The 20,136-nt window shown below is 62.5% G+C and carries 18 protein-coding genes, 1 tRNA gene and 2 pseudogenes; 17 read left to right on the top strand and 4 right to left on the bottom strand.

Going from position 1 to position 20,136, the window contains the following annotated elements; all coding sequences use genetic code 11:
- Positions 1 to 5 precede the first annotated feature (5 nt).
- The 14 genes and pseudogenes from ACUXVA_RS28840 to ACUXVA_RS28775 form a co-directional block, all read left to right on the top strand.
- A complete protein-coding gene (locus tag ACUXVA_RS28840) occupies positions 6 to 260 on the top strand; it encodes a toluene-4-monooxygenase system B family protein (protein ID WP_265082489.1) in 255 nt (84 codons plus the stop codon).
- A gap of 11 nt (positions 261 to 271) precedes the next feature.
- The gene (locus ACUXVA_RS28835) at positions 272 to 577 is read left to right on the top strand and encodes an MmoB/DmpM family protein (RefSeq protein WP_445493367.1); all 306 of its coding nucleotides are present in this window, start codon (positions 272 to 274) and stop codon (positions 575 to 577) included.
- A gap of 228 nt (positions 578 to 805) precedes the next feature.
- The gene (locus ACUXVA_RS28830) at positions 806 to 1,606 is read left to right on the top strand and encodes a toluene monooxygenase (RefSeq protein ID WP_265082491.1); all 801 of its coding nucleotides are present in this window, start codon (positions 806 to 808) and stop codon (positions 1,604 to 1,606) included.
- Positions 1,607 to 1,616: 10 nt separating this feature from the next.
- Positions 1,617 to 2,636: a 2Fe-2S iron-sulfur cluster-binding protein gene (locus ACUXVA_RS28825; protein WP_445489627.1), complete on the top strand. Its 1,020-nt coding sequence runs from the start codon at positions 1,617 to 1,619 to the stop codon at positions 2,634 to 2,636.
- An 11-nt stretch (positions 2,637 to 2,647) separates the two neighbouring features.
- Positions 2,648 to 2,983, top strand: coding sequence for a Rieske 2Fe-2S domain-containing protein (locus ACUXVA_RS28820; RefSeq protein WP_445489625.1), 336 nt, complete (start codon positions 2,648 to 2,650; stop codon positions 2,981 to 2,983).
- 403 nt (positions 2,984 to 3,386) lie between these two features.
- Positions 3,387 to 3,629, top strand: coding sequence for an acetyl-CoA carboxylase (locus tag ACUXVA_RS28815; RefSeq protein WP_445489623.1), 243 nt, complete (start codon positions 3,387 to 3,389; stop codon positions 3,627 to 3,629).
- Complete coding sequence (locus ACUXVA_RS28810) at positions 3,626 to 5,011, top strand: acetyl-CoA carboxylase biotin carboxylase subunit (RefSeq protein ID WP_445489621.1); 1,386 nt, start codon at positions 3,626 to 3,628, stop codon at positions 5,009 to 5,011. Before ACUXVA_RS28815 ends, ACUXVA_RS28810 begins: the two co-directional genes overlap by 4 nt.
- Complete coding sequence (locus tag ACUXVA_RS28805; RefSeq protein WP_265082495.1) at positions 5,011 to 5,886, top strand: 5-oxoprolinase subunit B family protein; 876 nt, start codon at positions 5,011 to 5,013, stop codon at positions 5,884 to 5,886. The genes ACUXVA_RS28810 and ACUXVA_RS28805 overlap by 1 nt, the downstream gene beginning before the upstream one ends.
- Positions 5,876 to 6,850 carry a 5-oxoprolinase subunit C family protein gene (locus ACUXVA_RS28800; RefSeq protein ID WP_445489619.1) on the top strand — a complete coding sequence of 325 codons (975 nt, stop codon included), beginning with the start codon at positions 5,876 to 5,878 and terminating at the stop codon, positions 6,848 to 6,850. The genes ACUXVA_RS28805 and ACUXVA_RS28800 overlap by 11 nt, the downstream gene beginning before the upstream one ends.
- 14 nt (positions 6,851 to 6,864) lie before the next feature.
- The gene (gene torT, locus ACUXVA_RS28795; protein WP_445489617.1) at positions 6,865 to 7,932 is read left to right on the top strand and encodes a TMAO reductase system periplasmic protein TorT; all 1,068 of its coding nucleotides are present in this window, start codon (positions 6,865 to 6,867) and stop codon (positions 7,930 to 7,932) included.
- Positions 7,933 to 7,978: 46 nt separating this feature from the next.
- On the top strand, positions 7,979 to 9,514 hold the full coding sequence (locus ACUXVA_RS28790; protein WP_445489615.1) for a sugar ABC transporter ATP-binding protein: 1,536 nt from the start codon (positions 7,979 to 7,981) through the stop codon (positions 9,512 to 9,514).
- On the top strand, positions 9,501 to 10,538 hold the full coding sequence (locus ACUXVA_RS28785; protein ID WP_445489613.1) for an ABC transporter permease: 1,038 nt from the start codon (positions 9,501 to 9,503) through the stop codon (positions 10,536 to 10,538). The genes ACUXVA_RS28790 and ACUXVA_RS28785 overlap by 14 nt, the downstream gene beginning before the upstream one ends.
- 260 nt (positions 10,539 to 10,798) lie before the next feature.
- Entirely contained in the window at positions 10,799 to 11,008 is a 210-nt protein-coding gene (locus ACUXVA_RS28780; RefSeq protein ID WP_265082499.1) for a tautomerase family protein, read from the top strand.
- Positions 11,009 to 11,222: 214 nt separating this feature from the next.
- Positions 11,223 to 11,504, top strand: a pseudogene (locus tag ACUXVA_RS28775) (phospholipase effector Tle1 domain-containing protein); the annotation flags it as partial.
- Between the two features lie 563 nt (positions 11,505 to 12,067).
- Here ACUXVA_RS28775 and ACUXVA_RS28770 read toward each other — a convergent pair.
- From ACUXVA_RS28770 to ACUXVA_RS28760, 3 genes and pseudogenes are all read right to left on the bottom strand, one after another.
- Positions 12,068 to 12,142, bottom strand: a tRNA-Val gene (locus ACUXVA_RS28770).
- Positions 12,143 to 13,032: 890 nt separating this feature from the next.
- Positions 13,033 to 14,284 (bottom strand): annotated as a pseudogene (locus ACUXVA_RS28765) (hypothetical protein).
- 109 nt (positions 14,285 to 14,393) lie between these two features.
- Positions 14,394 to 14,981, bottom strand: a complete 588-nt coding sequence (locus tag ACUXVA_RS28760) for a DUF1134 domain-containing protein (RefSeq protein ID WP_445489610.1) — start codon at positions 14,979 to 14,981, stop codon at positions 14,394 to 14,396.
- 108 nt (positions 14,982 to 15,089) lie between these two features.
- Here ACUXVA_RS28760 and ACUXVA_RS28755 point away from each other — a divergent pair, with 108 nt between their 5' ends.
- The gene (locus ACUXVA_RS28755; protein WP_265082521.1) at positions 15,090 to 15,578 is read left to right on the top strand and encodes a YHS domain-containing (seleno)protein; all 489 of its coding nucleotides are present in this window, start codon (positions 15,090 to 15,092) and stop codon (positions 15,576 to 15,578) included.
- A 16-nt stretch (positions 15,579 to 15,594) separates the two neighbouring features.
- On the opposite strand, the gene ACUXVA_RS28750 is transcribed toward ACUXVA_RS28755, so the two are convergent.
- Complete coding sequence (locus tag ACUXVA_RS28750; RefSeq protein ID WP_445489608.1) at positions 15,595 to 16,434, bottom strand: 3'(2'),5'-bisphosphate nucleotidase CysQ family protein; 840 nt, start codon at positions 16,432 to 16,434, stop codon at positions 15,595 to 15,597.
- Between the two features lie 151 nt (positions 16,435 to 16,585).
- On the opposite strand from ACUXVA_RS28750, the gene chpT reads away from it, so the two are divergent.
- Both chpT and ACUXVA_RS28740 read left to right on the top strand, forming a co-directional pair.
- The gene (gene chpT / locus ACUXVA_RS28745) at positions 16,586 to 17,257 is read left to right on the top strand and encodes a histidine phosphotransferase ChpT (protein WP_265082523.1); all 672 of its coding nucleotides are present in this window, start codon (positions 16,586 to 16,588) and stop codon (positions 17,255 to 17,257) included.
- A gap of 179 nt (positions 17,258 to 17,436) precedes the next feature.
- A complete protein-coding gene (locus ACUXVA_RS28740) occupies positions 17,437 to 20,136 on the top strand; it encodes a hybrid sensor histidine kinase/response regulator (protein WP_445489606.1) in 2,700 nt (899 codons plus the stop codon).

Raw genomic sequence — 20,136 nt, 5'->3', positions numbered from 1 at the left:
CAATCGTGGCACTGTTTCCGCTAGTATGCAATTTCGAGGGCGATTTCGTGTTGAAGCTGCTTCCCGTCGACACCGAGCAGACGATGGCCGAGGTGGGCCAGGCAGCGGCGGTCAACGCCGTGGGCATTCACATTGCCGACCAGCCGGGGAAGACGATCTACGCCCGCAAGGAAGGCAGCGACAAACACTTTCCGTTGGACATGAAGTTGTCAGACAGCGGGCTCGAGCCGATGGACTGCGTCAAGTTCTATTTCGCGTGAAAGCAGGAGAGATGGCAATGACAACTCCGAAATCACGCAATCTCGTCGGTCCCGTCATTCAGGCCGGGGAGATGGCCGACGCGATCGTCGAGGCGGTTCAGGACGACAATCCGGGCAAGCAGGTCCTGGTGAGCTCGCGAGCGTCCTACATACGGATCGAACTCGAGGGCGAATGCATTCTGCGGCGGGAGACAATCCAGTCAAAGCTGGGGCGCCCGTTTCAGATGAATGAGATCGAATTGAACATGCCATCGTTTGCAGGGCAGGTCGAGACGAGCGACGATTCAATCCGGTTCTACTACGAGCAGTCGTTCTAACCGTCCGACACCGACCAACGCATAGACTGACAGGGATCAAACATGCCCGAAGTAGCACAACTGCGCCCGCTCAAGACCTGGAGCCATCTCGCGACACAACGTCGGCGGCCCAGCGAGTACGAAATCGTGTCGACGAATCTGTTGTGGCACACCAGAGACGCCGAGCATCCCTGGGATGTCGACGGCTTCATGGGCGACTGGTTCACGAAGAACCTGTTCGGATCGCCGTTGAAGCACGAGAACTGGAACGCCTTTCGTGACCCCGACGAGACGGTCTACCGGACCTACAATATCCAGCAGGACGGGCAGGAATCATATGTCGACGGCCTGCTGGAGCAATTCGCCCGCGACGAGCACGACGCCGCCTTGCCTCAAGCCTGGGTGCCGCTGCTTGCGAAGCTCTACACGCCGCTGCGCTATCCGCTGCACGCCATTCAAATGAATTGCGGCTATCTCGCCAGCATCGCGCCGGCCAGTACGATCTGCGGTGCTGCGATGTTCCAGGGCGGCGATGCACTGCGATGGTTGTCCCGAATCGCCTATCGGACGCGCGAGCTCGCCAACGCCCATCCCTACGCAGGCTTTGCGCGGGACGAACGCAAGAACTGGGAGACCGGGCCGGAATGGCAGGGCTTCCGTGAGCTCGCTGAAAAGATGCTGGCGACCTATGATTGGGGGCAGAACTTCTTCGTCATGAACGCGATCTTCAAGCCAGCACTTGAGGAGGCCGCACTCAAGCAGTTGGCGATCGGGGGCAGGCGAAACCAGGACGCTCTGCTGCCTCTGCTGACGGACGCCCAGATGCGGGATAGCGCGCGCTCGCAACGTTGGACCTCGGCCTTGATCGAGATGGCGATGCAAGAGCCGGCAAACCGCTCCGTTCTGAACGAATGGGAGAGGAAATGGGTGCCGCTGGCCGACAAGGCCATCAGCACGTATTGCGACGCCATCCCGGACAACCCGACCGCCAAGAAGACGGCGCTGGCGAATATGCGTCAATATTGGGCGAGCGTCGGCTTGGCTGCGTAGGACGGTAGGAGTGGCAGACGTGGTTCCGATTGAGATCGCTGACGGCAAGGGCCGGTTCGACGTCGGATCTGACGACGTCGTGCTCCGCGCGGCGTTGCGCGCGGGGGTGGGCTTTCCCTACGAATGCAACGCGGGGGCCTGCGGCAGTTGCAAGTTCCAGCTGATCTCCGGCAATCTCGTCGTGCCGGCCGACCTTACGCCGGCGGAATCGGAGCGTGATCGTGCTCGCGGGCGCTATCTTGCCTGCCGCGTGTCGGCAAGCAGCGCCTGTACGATCAAGGTCCGAACCGACGACACGTATGTGTCGCAACATCTGCCGAGGCGCTTCGAAGCCCAGCTTTCCGATATCATCCAACTCACGCCCGATATGAGCGAGTTTGTCCTGTTGTCGGAAACGCCTGCCGAATTTCGCGCGGGGCAATACGCACTGCTGTCGCTGACAGCGGACGGCCCGAAGCGGGTGTACTCGATGGCCAACGTGCCGAATAACCGTGGCGAATGGCGTTTCATCGTGAAGCGCGTGCCTGGAGGCGCGTTTTCCGACCCGCTGTTTCGTTTGCCGACCGGGACCGGGATCCATGTCGACGGGCCTTACGGCACAGCCTACGCGCGGCCGGAGATCGACCGAGACGTCATCTGCATCGCCGGCGGCGCCGGCTTCTCGCAGATGTTGTCCGTGGCGCGCGGCCTCGCTGTTTCCGGCATGATGCAGGACCGGACGCTTCGCTTCTATTATGGCGGCCGGAGGCTCGTCGATGTCCCAAGCTTGAAGAACGTTTCGGACCTCGCGCCGGACCTCGGCGAACTCCGCCAGATCATCGTCGTATCCGAGCCCGAGGACAGCGCGCAGGGCTGGGGCGGTCCCACCGGCTTTGTGCACGACGTCGTCGGCCGCGATTTCAGCGGCCCCTGGGCGGATAACGAATACTACCTGTCGGGCCCTCCACCGATGGTCGACGCGACCCTGCGGATGCTCGTGATCGAGAAGCAGGTCCCACATGAACGCATCCATTTCGATCGATTTTTCTGAACGAGACGAGAATGGCATTTCAACGCGTATGTACGCTCGACGACCTCTGGCAGGGCGAAATGATGAACTACACCGTGGGTGGGATCGACGTCCTCCTGGTGCATACGGACGCGGGGCAACTGGTCGCGACGCAGGCGATGTGCCCGCATCAGGAAGTGGATCTGGTGCAAGGCGAGTTGAGCGGCTGCATCCTCACCTGCCGCGCGCATCTCTGGCGGTTCAACGTCGTCGAGGGCAAGGGCATCAATCCCGATCATGCCGAGCTCGCGATCTATCCGATCAAGGTCGAAGATGACGTTGTGTATGTCGACGTCGAAGGCGTGGAGCCGAAGTTTGCGCATTCCTGAGCACATGGTCCCGCGAGTTGACGGAAATCGGCCAATCGCGCGTCGGGAGAATGGCGGAGTAACTGCGAAGGGCGCCCAGGCCCGGGCGGTCGGCGAGTGATGAGGTGCAAGATGGGAGATCGCGGTGACTGGTCCAAGTGAAAGCCGGATGGCGCTGGAAGCGGGGCCATCGGATGCGGTGGATTACGCAGCCGCGGGTGGACCGGAGCTCCGGGACCTCATCGGCGGCATGCCTGCACCGGCCGCGAGTCCTCGAACGGCATGTCGATGTCGTCTGACGTCCGATCAGGGAACGGATGCGTACGAGACTTGCGCCCTGCGGGACGCATGGATGAACGGCTCCGGAAAGCGCCGAAGGTAACCGGTCGACCGTTTCAACCTCATATTAGCCGAGGATCGTCTGATGAGCACCAAGCAAATACGAGCTCCGATGCCTGGAACATTTTATCGTTCTTCGGCCCCTGATCAGCCCCCCTTTAAGTCGGACAGCGACGCCGTGTCGAGCGGCGACACGATCGGTCTGATCGAAGTCATGAAGACCTTTCATGCCGTTCATGCCGGCGTCGATGGCAAGGCGATCCGCTTTGTCGCCGAAAATGAAGACCCCGTCATGGCCGGCCAGGTGATCGCCGAGGTGGACGAATGACCATTCGCTCGCTTCTCGTCGCGAACCGGGGCGAGATCGCGGTTCGCATCATCAAGGCGGCCCAGGCGCTCGGCATCAGGACCGTGCAGGTCCACAGCGCCGCCGATGCGGACATGCTCGCCGTGAAATTGGCCGATGAGGCGATCGACATCGGCCCTCCGGCCGCCAAGAAGTCGTATCTCAACATCGACGCCGTGATCGGTGCCGCCAAGAGCGCCCGCGTCGACGCAATTCATCCAGGCTACGGATTTCTGTCCGAGAACGCCGATTTTGCCGATGCGGTCGAAGCGGCGGGGATAATCTTCGTCGGCCCCAGGGCCGATGCAATCCGCCTGCTCGGCGACAAGGTCGCCGCACGCGAAGTCGCCAAAAGGGCCGGGGTTCCCACAGTGCCCGGCAGCGATGGGCGCGTATCCGGGATCGGTGCCGCACGGGAAATTGCCGACAAGACAGGCTTTCCGATCATGATCAAGGCTGCTGCCGGCGGTGGAGGCCGCGGCATCCGCATTGCCAACGACATGGCCGAGCTCGAGAGCCAATACCCGCTTGCGTCGGCCGAGGCTCTGGCTGCCTTCGGTGATGGCGGACTCTATCTGGAGAAGGTCATCGCTCGTGCGCGCCATGTCGAGGTGCAGATACTCGGCGACGGCGAGAATGTCGTGCATTGTTACGAGCGTGAATGCTCGCTGCAGCGCCGCCGCCAGAAGGTGTGGGAAGAAGCGCAAGCCTTCCTGCTCCCGGACAGCGTTCGCCAGGAGCTTTGCGCCAGCGCTGTGGCACTCGCGCGGGAAGTGAAATATCGCGGTGCCGGAACCGTCGAATATCTCTATGACGACGAGACGCAGGAATTTTACTTCATTGAGGTGAATACCCGCATTCAGGTCGAGCATCCGGTGACGGAGATGATCACCGGCATAGACCTCGTGCAGGAAATGATCCGTGTTGCCGGTGGTGCCAAGCTGTCCGTCGACCAGCGCGACATCGTACCGCGCGGCCACGCCATCGAGTGCCGCATCAATGCCGAGGATGTGTCTCGCGACTTCATGCCGACGCCAGGCCGGATCACCCGACTCAACGTGCCGGAAGGCGAAGGCGTCCGCTTCGATACGATGCTGTACGCCGGCTATTCGATCCCGCCCTTCTATGACTCGTTGCTGGGCAAATTGATCGTCTGGGCGGAAAGCCGCGATGCGTGCCTCGATCGGCTGAGGAAGGCGTTACAACATCTGGAGATTGGCGGCGTTCCAACGACGGTTTCGCTGCATCTTGCTCTGGCCAATGACGAGAGCGTGCGTCGCGGGGCGTTTCATACGCGCTTTCTCGAAGGCTGGCTCGAAGCCGAATTCAGCAGACAATCCCAATCCAAGTCCGAGGTGGCGTGATGGGTATTCGATATTCATTCGGGGGCGACGAACATCTTTTCGTTGAGTGCAACGAGGAGATGTCGCTCGATGCTTTCTTCAAAAGCCTGTCGATGACCAACGGCATCCGCGACAGCAAGATCAGAGGGGTTACTGAAATATGTCCGGCCAACGCCTCGTTTCAGGTCAAGTTCGATCCAGACGTCATCAAGCCTGACGACCTGCTGCGTGAGGTGATGTCCATAGAGGGCGCGGCGGCCAATTCCGAACCGGTCATCCGCACACGCATCATCGAAATTCCGGTTTTATACAACGATCCCTGGACGCGCGAGACGCTGATGCGTTTTCGTGAACGCCACCAGGATCCGGCCAGTACCGATCTCGAATATGCTGCCCGTATCAACGACTACAATTCGGTCGACGACTTCATCGCGGCGCACGCCGGCTCGCCTTGGTTCGTATCGATGGTCGGCTTCGTGGCCGGCCTTCCGTTCATGTACCAGATGGTCGAGCGGCGGCGGCAAATTCAGGTGCCGAAATATCTGCGGCCTCGTACCGACACGCCGCGGCTCACCATCGGTCACGGCGGTTGTTTCGGTTGCATCTATTCGGTGCGCGGGGCGGGCGGTTATCAGATGTTCGGCGTCACGCCGATGCCGATCTTCGATCCGACCCAGACCACGAGCTACCTGCGCGACTTCATGGTGTTCTTCCGGCCTGGCGACATCGTGAAGTTCAAGCCGGTCGACCGTGCCGCCTACGACCAGGCTGTCGAGGAGGTCGACAGTGGCCGGTTCGCGCCGCCCATTCGCGACGTCAGCTTCGACCTGCGCGAATTCACCAAGGACATTGACGGCTACAACGCCAAACTGGAGGGCGTTCTCAATGGCCATTAAGGTCGTGCATCACGGACTTTCCACCACCGTTCAGGATCTTGGGCGTCCCGGCTACTTTCATCTCGGAATTCCGCTCGGCGGCGCGATGGATCGCTACGCCATGCGAGCGGCAAATCTGCTGGTCGGTAACGACGAGAGCGCCGCCGGGCTCGAAGCAGTTTTTGTGGGGCCTCAGCTCGAGTTCACCGCGGACGCGCTCGTCGCTGTCACTGGCGCTGCCATGCCGGTCAAACTGGACGGGGCCGAGCAGCCCGGCTGGACCGCGCTCAAAGTCAAGGCCGGCCAGACGTTGACATTCGACTTCCTCGAGTCGGGAGCGCGCATATGCATCGCTGTCAGCGGCGGCATTGACGTTCCCGTGCAGTTGGGTAGCCGCTCGACCTATCCGATCGGCGCCCTGGGGGGTTACAAGGGGCGGCCGCTTCAGCCGGGCGACGAACTGCCGGTGGGCGACGGTAGCCTCTCGCATGAGGGCCGCAGCGTCGACAAAAGCTTGCGGCGCCAACCTGGCACACCGGCCGAACTGCGCGCCTTGCCTGGCCTTTACTGGCATCGCTTGACGGAAGCCTCGAAGGAAACATTCTTTTCCGACGAATGGAAGGTCGCCAACGAGGCAGACAGGATGGGCTATCGGTTCAAGGGCGGCCGCAAGCTCGATCTTGTCGAACGCGGGCAGCCTTTCGGCGCAGGCTCGGATCCGTCGAACATCGTCGACAGCCGCTATCCCTATGGATCGATCCAGGTGCCCGGCGGAACGGAGCCGATCATCCTGCATCGCGATGCGGTTTCCGGCGGGGGCTATTTCATGGTCGGCACGATAATCGCGGCGGACATGGATCTGATCGGACAGCTGCAGCCGCACACGCCGACGCGCTTCGTCAAAGTGAACATGGACCAGGCGTTGGCCGCGCGGGCCGACGAGGCCCGTCGTTTGGAACGTCTCCGTGCTTCTCTGAAATCGTAACTGGGGAATGTGAAATGAATCTCCGCTCAACTCTGCTGACCGGTTCTGTTTTCGCGCTTTTCGCCAGCTCGTCTTACGCAGACGATTGGTTTCCTTACAAGGCGATGAAGACCGAACCGCCCTTCGCCGCCGGAGGCAAACAGGAAGAGGTCTTGTACACGCCGCTTTCGAAGGCCAGTCAGCCCTGGAAGATCTGCGTGTCGTTTCCGCACATGAAGGACGCCTACTGGCTCGGGGTGGATTATGGCGTTGTGGACGAAGCCAAGCGGCTTGGCGTGTCGATGAATTTGCTCAACGCCGGCGGATACACCGAACTCAAGACCCAGATTTCGCAAATCGAGGATTGTGTCGCCAACGGCGCGCAGGCGGTGGTGATCGGCGCGATCTCGCTCGATGGCTTGAACAATCTGGTGGCGGAGGTGAGCAAGAAGGGGATCCCGGTCATTGATGTGGTGAACGGCATTTCATCGCCGGACGTCGCGGCCAAATCGCTCGTCTCCTTCTACACGATGGGCCATTCGGCCGGCGAATACCTTGCCAAGAAACATCCAGCCGGCAGCAAGGACGTGAAGGTTGGTTGGTTTCCGGGGCCGGCTGGCGCAGGCTGGGTCGAAGCTGCGAACAAGGGTTTTCAGGACGCTGTCAAAGATTCCGCGGTGAAAATGCTCGATGCGAAATATGGCGATACCGGCAAGGAGGTGCAGCAGAAGCTGGTCGAGGACGTGTTGCAATCAAATCCGGATATTCGCTACGTCGCCGGCACCGCCGTGACCGCCGAGGCGGCGCAGGGCGTCATCCGCGAACGCGGCCTGCAGGGGTCCGTCAATTTGCTGGCATTCTACATGACGCCCGGCGTCTATGACGGCATCAAGCGTGGTTTCATTCTTGCGGCGCCCGCGGACTCCATGGTCGTTCAGGGCCGAATCGCGATCGACCAGGCCGTGCGCATTCTCGAGAAGAATGACTACATCAAACATGTCGGTCCGAAGATATTCGTTGTCGACCAGCAGAACGTGAACGGCGTTTCGCGCACGAGCATCCTGCCGCCGGAAGACTTCAAGCCCCTGTTCAAGGTGAACTGATTGTTCGGCCGGTCCAGTCCGGCAGAACCAGCGTCGGTTGGTGATGATGTTGACCGTTTTGGGCGAGCCGCTTCTGGTCGAGATGACCGGGATCTCCAAGGACTTTCCGGGCGTCAAAGCCCTGTCCGGCGTCGATTTTCAACTCAGGCATGGCGAAGTCCATGTGCTGTTCGGTGAAAACGGCGCCGGCAAGTCCACGCTCATCTCGATCCTGTCCGGGGTCTATCGTCCCACGGCCGGCATCTTGCGTGTGAACGGAGAGGAAGTTCATTTCCGATCCGTGCAGGACGCCCGCAGAGCGGGCATAGGGACGGTCTTTCAGGAGCTGTCGCTGGTTCCCACACTCACCGTGATCGAGAACGTACATCTCGGACAGGAGCTGCAGCGCGGGCTGCTGATCGATCGCAAGGCCATGGAGCGCGATACCCGTGCATTGTTCGGCACGCTTGGCTTCGACATAGACGTCGGTCTGCCCGTATCGCGGCTGTCGCGCGCTCAACAGCAGATGGTCGAGATCGCCAAGGCGATTCACGCGAAGGCCCGCGTCCTCATTCTGGACGAACCGACCGCCTCATTGACCGAACGGGAGACGGAAAGGCTGTTCGGGTTCATCAGGCAGGCGCGCCAGCGTGGCGTCGGCATCGTCTATATCTCACACCGCATCCAGGAGTTCTCGCAAATAGCGGACCGAATAACGGTGCTGCGCGACGGCAAGCTGATCGCAACCGTCGATCAGAAGGCGACATCGGAAAGCGCTCTTGTGACCCTGATGATGGGCAGGGCGATCGACAAGGTCTATCCGCATATCAACCGCCAGCCCGACGGCGAGACGGTCTTGTCAATGCGCGGCGTTCACGCCGCAGGCGTCAACGGCGTCGACATCGATGTGCGAGCCGGCGAAGTGCTGGGCGTGGCCGGTTTGGTCGGGTCGGGCAAATCGCGGGTCTGGCGCAGCATTCTCGGGTTGCAGCCTCTCAAGGCCGGAACGGTCGTCCTGTTCGGAAAGAACGTCAGCGGTTCGCCGACGCGCAAGCTGTTGCATTCCGGCGTCTTCTACATGTCGCCCGACCGCAAGGCGGAGGGGCTCGTGCTCTCGGCCTCCCCGCGCGACAACATACAGCTGGATTTGCTCGATCGGATTGATCTGGCCGGGCGGTTCGGTCTGAGGTCGCTGCGCCGCACGCGCGCCGTGGCCGATGCGATCGGCGCGCGCGTCGACCTCGCGCGACGTTCGATGCCGAAGACGGTCGCAGCGCTGTCCGGAGGAAATCAGCAGAAGGTCCTGTTCGGCAAGGGGCTGGGACAGGACCGCCGCATCTATATCTTCGACGAGCCGACGATCGGCGTCGATATGGGGACGCGCAGCCAGCTCTATCTTCTGATCCGCGACCTCGCCGAGGCAGGCAAGGCCGTGGTCGTCATTTCCTCCGACCTGCCGGAGGTGATGCATTTGGCGCACCGGCTGCTCGTTTTTTCCAACGGCAGGATTTCAGCCGAGCTCGAGGGGGACGATCTCGTCGAGGACGTGGTGCTTCGTCATTTCTTCAAAGAGTCGAGGAGGCCACTGGATGAGCACGCCTGACGCGGTGGATAACAGTCCCACCACAACGCTTGGCCAGTCCGCGGTCCACGCATTCAAGGCGCTTTTTCTGAGGATCGGTGTGTTGCCGTTCTTTCTGGCGGCCGCTCTGATCTTGTTTTCGCTGGCTTCGAGCAACTTCCTGACCGTCAGCAATCTGACCAATGTGGCGCGACAGTCGGTCTATCTGATCCTGGTATCGATCGGGCAAATGGTTGTGTTAATCACCGGCGGCTTCGATCTTGCGGTCGGCACGGCCATCGCGCTCACCTCCGTGGTCGGCGCGCTCTCCATGGTGGCGTTGGCTGTGATGATGCCGGAACATATCTGGCTCGTGATCGTCATTGGCAGTCTGGCCGGAGTCGGTGCCGCACTGGTCATCGGCTGTACTAACGGCCTCGGCATCGCGCAATTCGCCGTATCGCCTTTCATCATGACACTTGGTGTACAGTCGGTCGGCGCGGGACTGGCGCTCTATCTGACCGGTGGTGTGCCGGTGTCGCGCCTGCCTGTCGAGTTCGGCAATACGTTCGGCTTCGGACGAATTTTCGGTGTGCCGGTTCCGGTCGTCGTTGCGGTGACTGCCATTCTCGTCACCTGGATTATGATGAACCGCACCCGACTCGGCGTGCAGATTTACGCTGTCGGCGGCAACATGAAAGCTGCACATCTGTCGGGGATCAATACGAAGAAGGTGCTGTTCCTGGCCTATTTGTTCAGCGCGCTTCTTGCATCCATCGCCGGCCTCTTGCTCACGGCCCGCGTCGAGTCGGGAGAGTCCAATCTTGGCGGGGCGATGGCACTCGAGTCGATCGCGGCCTGCGTCATCGCGGGCGTATCATTGCGCGGTGGCATTGGGCGCGTCGAAAGCGTCGTGCTCGGTGCGTTCTTCATCGCGCTGGTCCAGAACGGCATGAACATCGCGCAGATCGGCTCTTACTTGCAGATGGTTCTTCTCGGCGGGCTGCTCATTCTCGCGGTGATTATCGATCAGTTCCGCTACCGCATGCTGATAGGGCCCGTCTGAGATGTGCTTCAGGATTGCAAGACAGCCGAAAGATGAAATCGTGGGTTCTGGATGCCGCGCTGAGCCCAAGGTTGACCGGGGGCAGACTTCAGGCCGCAAAATGTCCGCTCGGTCCGCCGTGGCCGGTTCATCTGTGAGCCAACACGAGCGCGCAGGTACCATCTATCGCGTCCCAATCGCTACGCAGATCCTCGGTGTGTCGCCCATTGGATCGGCGATAGCGAACTGAGAAGTTCACCCACCAACAAGTTGGAGCAGACATGCCTTTCATTCGTGTAGACTGGTTTCCAGGACGGACTCTCGAGCAGAAGCGTGAGCTTGCAGAGGTGCTGACGCGGGAGTTCGCGCGCATCGCGAAGTGCAAACCCGAGACCATCAATTTCATTTTCACAGAGGTCAAGCGAGACGATTGGGGGCGCAACGGAAGACTCTTCTGCGATGCATACGAGTACGAAAACGATCCAGAGTAGGTCGACGGGCATTTGCAACGAGGCAGTTCCTGACGGCTTCTGTTATTTGGCGCGCCGTTTGTATCGGCCTACCGCGCAGTAGCGACTTCGTGGCCCTCCACACGCAAAGCCGCCGCACAGTGGCCGCGCCCCTGAACTCAATGCGGCAGCCGAAAGTCGGGCCTCTGCGTTGAATCAAGGCGTCGCTGTAGATGTCGGTGCCGAACGAAAGCCGGAGGGACCGCTAACCCGCGACGACGTTGCATCTCAGTTTGCTCGAATTGCTTCGACGAGATGGGCCACGATCACGTTTGTGGGGGTCTGGGACACGGTTGCGAGTGTTATCGTCCCGCGGCCGGACAGATTTTATACATTCAGTCTAGAGAAGCTGGCGAATACTCAGCAGAATCCCAGCGTGAAGGCGTTCCGCCAGGCGATTGCGATCGACGAGCGTAGACGAATGTTTCGGTTACATTCTTGGGATGAGCCCCAGAAGTATACGCACAACCGATTCAGCCTGGCGCAGGAAACGGTAGGCATCTATGGATTCTTCTCGAACCTGCTCCACAGCCGGGGCAGAGACTCGTGTCGCTGTTGGCGCGAACGGTAATCACGGTCGTGTCGCCGTCGCAGATGGCGCTCTCGACATCTAACCCGTGAGGGACCAGCGCCGATGGACGAAGGGCTCGCTGCATCTTGTTGATTCCTTTGTGAAACCAACGCGAGCCGACTCTTGAACTTCATCAAAAGTGTGTCAGAGCCCAATATTGCAGGCCGAATGACACGAGGGGCAACGCTAAGCGACAGCCTGAAATAGCAATTTGAGATGGCTGCATGTCCCCGCTTTGAACCTGTCTGTGGCCGGCTTCGCGCACTCGGAGCCACTTAGGCAGTGCTGCGCGAAAAGGCGGTGACTCGGATCGCGAGCAGCACGCCTTGTTTCTCCATCGCGCCAGGACGGCGGTGGCGGAGGCAACTTTTAGCACCCTCCTAAACGAGCGTGCCCCTGCTGTGCCCCAGCTTTTTCGGGGTACCCTCCGAGGGAGTAAGGCCGCTAAGTGTTTTGATTTCCTGGAACAATGGTGGGCGCACAAGGGATCGAACCTTGGACCTCTCCCGTGTGAAGGGAACGCTCTCCCGCTGAGCTATGCGCCCGGGACATCGTGCACGGAAGGTGTCGGGGCGGATCGGCCCCGGCGGTGCAGACGTGAGCGGGATTTACGGAGTCGGGGTGGGGGGTGTCAACCCTGACGCGGGAAATGGGACGGGTTTCGTGGCGCGGCGGTCGACAAACCGGCTGGGCGGCAGGTCTCGTTCCCCGGGCGCGATGCAGCGCGCGGCCGGCGATGCGCAGCATCGCGGGCGGTGTGGTGCGTCGCAGACCAGGGGCCCACGCTTGAATAAGGTGTACCGGGATCGCGGATCTGCGCAGCAGCATGCGATGCTGCGCATCCCAGCGAAGCTTTGCTTCGCGAGGCCGCAGCGCGTCCGGGAAACGGGAGCGGCGGCGCACGAGCACGGCGCAAATTTCTTCAATGTTGATTTTGACAAAAATCCTATATAAGACTTATAGTCCTCTCGTCCTGCTCAACGAGGGGCGCTGTCATGAGGCGTCTTGAGAGTGGAGGAGGATGCGGTGTCCCGCGCATGCGCCTCGCAAGCGCATCCCGGGAGGCTGGGGTCACCGTCCGGGCCCTACTACGGGGGCTCTGCCTTGAGTGGCTGGACGCGGATGGCGAAAGGCGGGCGAAATCCCGCCGGAGTGGCTCCCAAAGGGAGTTCACGTGCCAGCCCGGAAGTACGGTCCCCTTGCCACAAACCCCGCGGTGGCGCGCCCGCAGGCGCCGCGACCTGCTTCGCCGTTGCGACGGCATAGCGGATCGCGTCCCAACCACCACAACCGCGTCTGCCGGCGCGCCGCTCCCCTCATGTCCGAGGGGAGGACTGCTCACACCTCGGACGCCATCGGCGCCGCGAGAACGAGAGCACTTGGCTGTTTGACATTCGAATCAGGATCGGCAGCGCCGTGACCGGCGAGCTTGCGGCTAGCCCGGCTGCGGGGCGCGGGAGGCGTGCGACTGCAGCGCGCGGATGCGGTCGGCGAGGGTGCCGCCGGCGTTGGCACCGTTGCCATTCCGCTGCGCCTTCGCCGGCTCGGCAGCCAGGATGGCCTCGATGGGCGAGTTCGGCCCTTCCAGGGTCATGGCCAGCTTGGCGACTTCGGCGGCGATGTCGTTGATGCGCTCGCGCAGCAGCGCGTTTTCGACGCGCTCGGTGGCCCAGGCGCTTTCGGCCTGCTGCTGAACGGCATTGAACTCGCGCTGCAATTTGCTGCGCGCCTCCTGGGCGAAGCGCAGTTGCTGCTCGAGGTCGGCCTTCTCGGCGCGCAGCCGGTCGGCCACCGGCGACTTGCCGCCGCCGTTCAGCGCCGCCAGTTCAACGCGCAGGTCCTGCGCGATCTGTTCGGCGGCCTCGTTGGCTTGGCGCAACTGGCTGTTCTCGAATTCGCGGTCGGCCAGCGCCTTCGACTGGGTGGCAAGCTGCGCCTCGAGCTCGGCGACGCGGCCGCCGAGCAGTTCGGCCTCCCTGACCTGGATCATCGGCTGGCCGTCGAGGTCGGTGACGCGCTGGCTGAGGTTCTCGACCCGGCCGCGGGCTTCCGTCAGTTCGCGGGTCGCGGTGTCGGATTCGCCGCGCTGCAGTTCGAGCCGGTGCTGGGTGGCGGCGAATTCCTTCTCGGCGTCGTCGACACGGTTCTTCAGCGCATCGATCTGGGCGTGCACCGCCACCAGTTCGATCTGGCGGCTGTCGGCCAGCAGCGAGCGGTCGGACAATTCGTGGGTCAGCCGGGCCAGCTCGGCCTGCTTGTCGGCGAGGGCCTGTTCGGCCGATCGCAGCGAGTCGGTCTTGACGGCGAAGTCGGTCTCGGTACGCGCCAGGCTGCTCCTTGACCGCGGTCTCGCGGGCTTCCAGCGCATAGATGGCGGCGTTCTTTTCGCCGAGCTCGAGCTTCATGCGGTTAATGGCGTCGGATTTCTTGCCGAGTTCGGCGAGCTGGTTGGTGGTCTTGTGCTTGAGCTGGTCGACGCTCATCTCCAGCCGCCGCGCCGACATGGCGAATTCTGCGCGCAGCTGGTCCTTGTCGGCCTGGATTTCGGCCATGGACAGCGGCGTGGCGGCCTCGAGGCGACGGGTGGTGAGCCGCACCGCGCGGTTATGCACCAGCGGTACGACCATCAGCCCGAACAGCATGGAGACCAGAAAACCGATCGCCAGATACATGATCGGCTCAATCATGGCTGATACTCCCCGAGAAAAATCCAGTGGCTACCATGCCATGGCGGCTTCCGGGAAGGCCAGCTTCACGCCTCGTTAACCTTTACCGGCGGCCGGGCGGCCGCGGCGGTCAGAACGGGTTCCAGGTCGCGCTGGGGGTGAACTTGAGGTAGCCGATATTGGCCCCCAGCCGCAGGCCGAGGCCGGAACGGATCGGCACCAGCACGATGTTGTTGGCGGTGAGCGCCGTCATGCCGAAGCCGCCGATGATGTAGGCAGAGCCGTCGATGCCGCCGAAGCGCTGGTAGATCGCGTTGGTGGCGGGCAGGTTGTAGACCAGCGTCATGGTGCGGGCGCCGTCGCCGCCCCAGTCGAAGCCCACCGACGGACCCTGCCAGTACACGCGGAGATCGCCGGCATTCTTGGTATAGAGTGTGCCTTCGCCGTAACGCAGTCCGACGGCGATGGCGCCGGACCCTTCTTCGCCGAGGATATAGCCGTTCGGCAGGCCCCATTGGCTGACCGCGCGCTCGATCACCGAGGCGAGGCCGCGCGACACGTTACCGAAGAAGCGGTGCCCGGCACCGACCAGCTCGTCCGGCCCGTACGTGCCGGGAGCTGCCTGCTGCTGCGGCGGCTGTTGCTGCGCAGCGGCCGGCAGCAAGCCAAACGTCATCGCAGCGACAACGAGCGCTGCCAGGCGTGATGCGACGGTCATGAAAGAACCCCTGGATCAAATAAATGGTGGCGCGCCTTAACCGGTTGCTGACCAGCATGGTCTAGAGCTACGCCATCGTCCCCGACAAACATACTATCGGTTCCAACTATGACGGCACAACGGCGGGAATTGACGGGCTGGCGCCGCGGAATCGCCTTGATCGCGCTGCTGTTGAGCTGCGGCGCCGTCGATGCGCTGGCCGGTCCCACCGCGCGGGTGGTCGCCAACCGCTTCAGCGGCCTGGCCATCAGCGGCTTCGACCCGGTGGCCTATTTTACCGACGGCCGCCCGCGGCAGGGCGATCCCGACATGGAATTGATGCAGGGCGGGGTGGTCTGGCGGTTCTGCAACGAGGGTAACCGGGCTTTCTTTGCGGCCAATCCCGAGGTCTACGGCCCGCAGTTCGGCGGCTACGATCCGGTGGACGTGGCGCGCGGGGTGGCGTTTCCCGGCAATCCGCAGTTCTGGCTGATCAGCGGCAACAGGCTCTATCTGTTCGGCCGCGAGCAGACCCGCGATGCCTTCGCCGCGGCGCCCGCCGATATCCTGAAGGAAGCCCGCAAAGGCTGGGACGAGGTGCAGAAGGATCTGCCGTAAAGGCGATTCGCCGTACTCAGGCGCGCGCGGCGGCGGGATCGCCCCAGGCGATGAATTCCGGCACGATATAGCCCTTGCAGGCCCCGCCGAAGCGGATCGGTGCGCCGTGGCCATCGGTCACGATGCCGCCGGCTGCCACCACGACAGCATGGCCGGCCGCCACATCCCATTCGCAGGTCGGCGCCAGCCGCGGATAGATGTCGGCGCCGCCTTCGGCGATCCGGCAGAACTTGACGGCCGAGCCCAGTTCTTTGCGCACCGCGCCGGGGCGCGCGGCGATGAAGGCCTCGGTGCGGCTGTCGCCGTGGGAGCGACTGACGGCGGCGATCCATGGCGCGCCAGCGGCGGGGGCTGCCCTGGTGTGGATGGCCGTGACGCTGTGAATCGACAGGTCCGGCGCCACCGCGACGCGTTCCGCCCCCACGCCCACCAGGCCGCGCCAGATCAGGCCCAGGGCCGGGGCGCCGACAATGCCGAGCAGCGGCACGCCGTCCTGCAGCAGAGCGATGTTGACGGTGAATTCCTCGCGACCGCCGACGAACTCCTTGGTGCCGTCAAGCGGATCGATCAGAAAGAAACTGCCGGCATAGGATGGCGTCGCCGCATCGGCGCGTTCCTCGGACAAAGCCGGGATACCGGGCGCCAGCCGCGCCAGCCCGTCGGCAATGATCCGGTCGGCGGCCAGATCGGCTTCGGTGACAGGCGAGCCGTCGGCCTTGCCGTCCACTGCCATGGTACCGCGGTCGACCGCGAGGATGGCGGCGCCCGCGCGGGCCACCAGATCGGTCAGGGGCCCCATCAGCGCCGCTGCCGATGCGCGATCAATCGCCGGGCTTGTGGAACGTCCATCGGTCATCGAAAAGCCTCGTCCGCCGCAGTCGATCGGCTGCGTTGGCGCTCCCATTCGGCCCGGTCCGGGTGGCCGCGCCAGCGCCCGCAGTGTATCTACCGTAAATCAATTGCTTGATTCGCCGTTCATGTTGTGCGGCCACCCAGGAGCATATCCCATGTCTGGCACAACTCTTCCCGGTCTGGCTCCCGATGCGCTCGAACTGGCCGCCTTGCTGTGTTCGCGGGTCTGCCACGATTTGATCAGCCCGGTCGGCGCCATCGTCAACGGGCTCGAAGTGCTTGACGACAATCCCAAGCCGGACGACCGCGAATTCGCCCTCGATTTGATCCGCAAGAGCGCCAAGACCGCGTCGGCCCGGCTGCAGTTCTGCCGGCTTGCCTTCGGCGCCGCGGGCTCCGCTGGCGCCCAGATCGATCTCGGCGATGCGGAGAAAATGGCACGCGGTCATCTTGAAGACGCCAAGACCAAGATCGAATGGAATCCGCCGCGCGCCTACCTTCCGAAGAACAAGGTCAAGCTGCTGCTCAACATGCTGGTGATCGCCCAACAGACGATTCCGCGCGGCGGCGTGCTGACGGTGGACCAGGTCGGCGAGGGCGAAGTGATCGGCTTCCGCGTCAAGGCGAACGGCCACAATGCCCGGCTGCCGCTCAACATTGTCGAACTGCTGAAGGCCGACCATGCCGGCGCGATCGACGCCCACGCGGTGCAGCCCTATTATACGCGGCTGTTGGCGCAGTCCTGCGGCCTCACCGTGGCCCTCGCCGCCGACGGCGACGCAGTGGTCATTACGGCTTCGATCCCGGAGACGGCCCCGCAGGGTTAACGAAGCGTGTAGGTAATGCCCCGTACTCACCCGTAAGTACCGACCTGCGGCGCAATATCCCATTCGATCGGAGCGTTATTTCCGATTGCTCAACCAATATTAAACGCTTTGCCTAGAGACTGGCCCCACTCCGAAAGGCGTAACGAAGTCGTACGTCCGCGAGTCCGAAGGCCAATTTCATGGATGATCTTCTGCGCGAATTTTTGACGGAAACCAACGAAAGTCTGGATACCGTCGACAATCAATTGGTCCGATTTGAGCAGGACCCGAACAACGCGAAAATATTGGATAATATTTTCAGGCTGGTTCACACCATCAAGGGGACCTGCGGGTTCCTCGGTCTGCCGCGCCTCGAAGCCTTGGCGCATGCCGCCGAGACGCTGATGGGCAAATTCCGCGACGGAATGCCGGTGACCGGCGAGGCGGTGACGCTGATCCTCACCACCATCGACCGCATCAAGGAAATTCTCGGTCAGCTCGAAGCCACTGAGGCCGAGCCCGAGGGTGTCGATCAGGACCTGATCGACGAACTTCATCATATGGTCGAGAAGGGCATGGCATCGATGACTGCAGCACCACCGATCGCGCCAGTCGCCGTCGAATCCGCCCCGCTGGTGGTACCGACCCTGGAACGAGAATTGCGCCCCGGCGAAGTATCGCTGGATGAACTTGAGCGCGCCTTCCAGGAAACGGCGATTGAAGTGGCTCCGCCGATCGCTCCCGTCGAACAGGCCGCGCCCGTCGAGGCCCCCAAGGAAGCGCCGAAGCCCGCAGCCAAGCCTGTCGTCAAGAAGAGCGTGGTCGAGCTCGATCATCCCGCGGAAAGCGACAAGGTTGCCAACCAGTCGATCCGCGTCAACGTCGATACGCTCGAACACCTGATGACCATGGTGTCCGAGCTGGTGCTGACCCGCAACCAGCTGCTGGAAATCAGCCGTCGTCACGAGGACACTGAATTCAAGGTGCCGCTGCAGCGGCTGTCGACCGTCACCGCCGAACTCCAGGACGGCGTGATGAAGACGCGCATGCAGCCGATCGGCAACGCATGGCAGAAGCTGCCGCGCATCGTGCGCGATCTGGCCGGCGAACTCGGCAAGCAGATCGAACTCGAAATGCACGGCGCCGATACCGAGCTCGATCGCCAGGTGCTCGACCTGATCAAGGATCCGTTGACGCACATGGTGCGCAACTCCGCCGATCACGGCCTCGAAACCCCGGCCGAGCGCCTCAAGGCCGACAAGCCTGAGCAGGGTACCATTCGTCTGTCCGCCTATCACGAAGGCGGTCACATCATCATCTGCATCGCCGACAACGGCCGCGGTCTCGATACCGATCGCATCAAGGCCAAGGCGATCTCGAACGGTCTCGCCTCCGAGGCAGACATCGAGAAGATGTCGGAATCGCAGATCCACAAATTCATCTTCGCACCGGGCTTCTCCACCGCTGCGGCGATCACCAGCGTCTCCGGACGCGGTGTCGGCATGGATGTGGTTCGGACCAATATCGACCAGATCGGCGGCACCATCGACATCAAGTCGGTGGCCGGCGAGGGCTCCAGCGTCACCATCAAGATCCCGCTGACGCTGGCCATCGTCTCGGCGCTGATCGTCGAAGCCGGCGGCGACCGCTTCGCCATTCCGCAGCTTGCGGTGGTCGAACTGGTGCGTGCACGAGCCAATTCCGAGCATCGCATCGAGCGCATCAAGGACACTCCGGTGCTCCGCCTGCGCAACAAGTTGCTGCCGCTGATGCATCTGAAGAAGCTGCTCGGCATCGATGACGGCACCAATTCGGATCCCGAAAACGGCTTCATCGTGGTGACGCAGGTCGGCAACCAGACCTTCGGCATCGTCGTCGACGGCGTGTTCCACACCGAGGAAATCGTCGTCAAGCCGATGTCGACCAAGTTGCGGCATATCGGCATGTTCTCCGGCAACACCATCCTCGGCGACGGCGCGGTGATCATGATCATCGATCCCAATGGCATCGCTCAGGAACTGGGCGCGGCGGGTTCGGCGGTGACCGAGATCTCCAACGAGAACGCCTCCAAGCATCCCAACGCGTCCGAGCAGCCGACCTCGCTGCTGGTCTTCCGTGCGGGATCGTCGCAGCCGAAGTCGGTGCCGCTGGCACTCGTCACGCGCCTCGAGGAAATTGCCGCCGACAAGATCGAAACGTCGAACGGCCGCTACATGGTGCAGTACCGCGATCAGCTGATGCCGCTGGTGCAGATGGACGGCGTCGTCATCAACACGGTCGGCACGCAGCCGATCCTGGTGTTCGCCGACGAGCAGCGCTCGATGGGTCTGGTGGTCGACGAGATCATCGACATCGTCGAGGAACGCCTCAACATCGAGGTGGCGGGCGCGCAGCCCGGCATTCTCGGTTCCGCCGTCATCAAGGGGCAGGCGACAGAGGTGATCGACGTCGGCCACTTCCTGCCGATGGCCTTCGCCGACTGGTTCACGCGCAAGGAAATGAAGGACTTCGCCACCACGCAGTCGATCCTGCTGGTCGATGACTCCGCATTCTTCCGCAACATGCTGGCGCCGGTCCTCAAGGCGGCGGGCTACAAGGTTCGTGTCGCGATCAACGCTCAGGAAGGCCTCGTCGTGCTGCGCTCCGGCCAGGAATTCGATGCCATCCTGACCGACATCGAAATGCCCGACATGAACGGCTTCGAGTTTGCCGAAGCCATTCGCGCGGACCAGAAGATGGCCAGCACGCCGATCATCGCGCTGTCCTCCATGATCTCGCCCGCGGCGATCGAGCGCGGCCGTCAGGCCGGCCTCAACGACTACGTCGCGAAGTTCGACCGGCCGGGCCTGATTGCCTCGCTGAAGGAACAGACCAACCAAACCACCAGCCAGGCGGCGTGA

Source organism: Rhodopseudomonas sp. RCAM05734, from assembly GCF_052658035.1.
The sequence above is the reverse complement of the archived record's forward strand: the minus strand, read 5'-3'. Positions and strand labels throughout refer to the sequence as shown.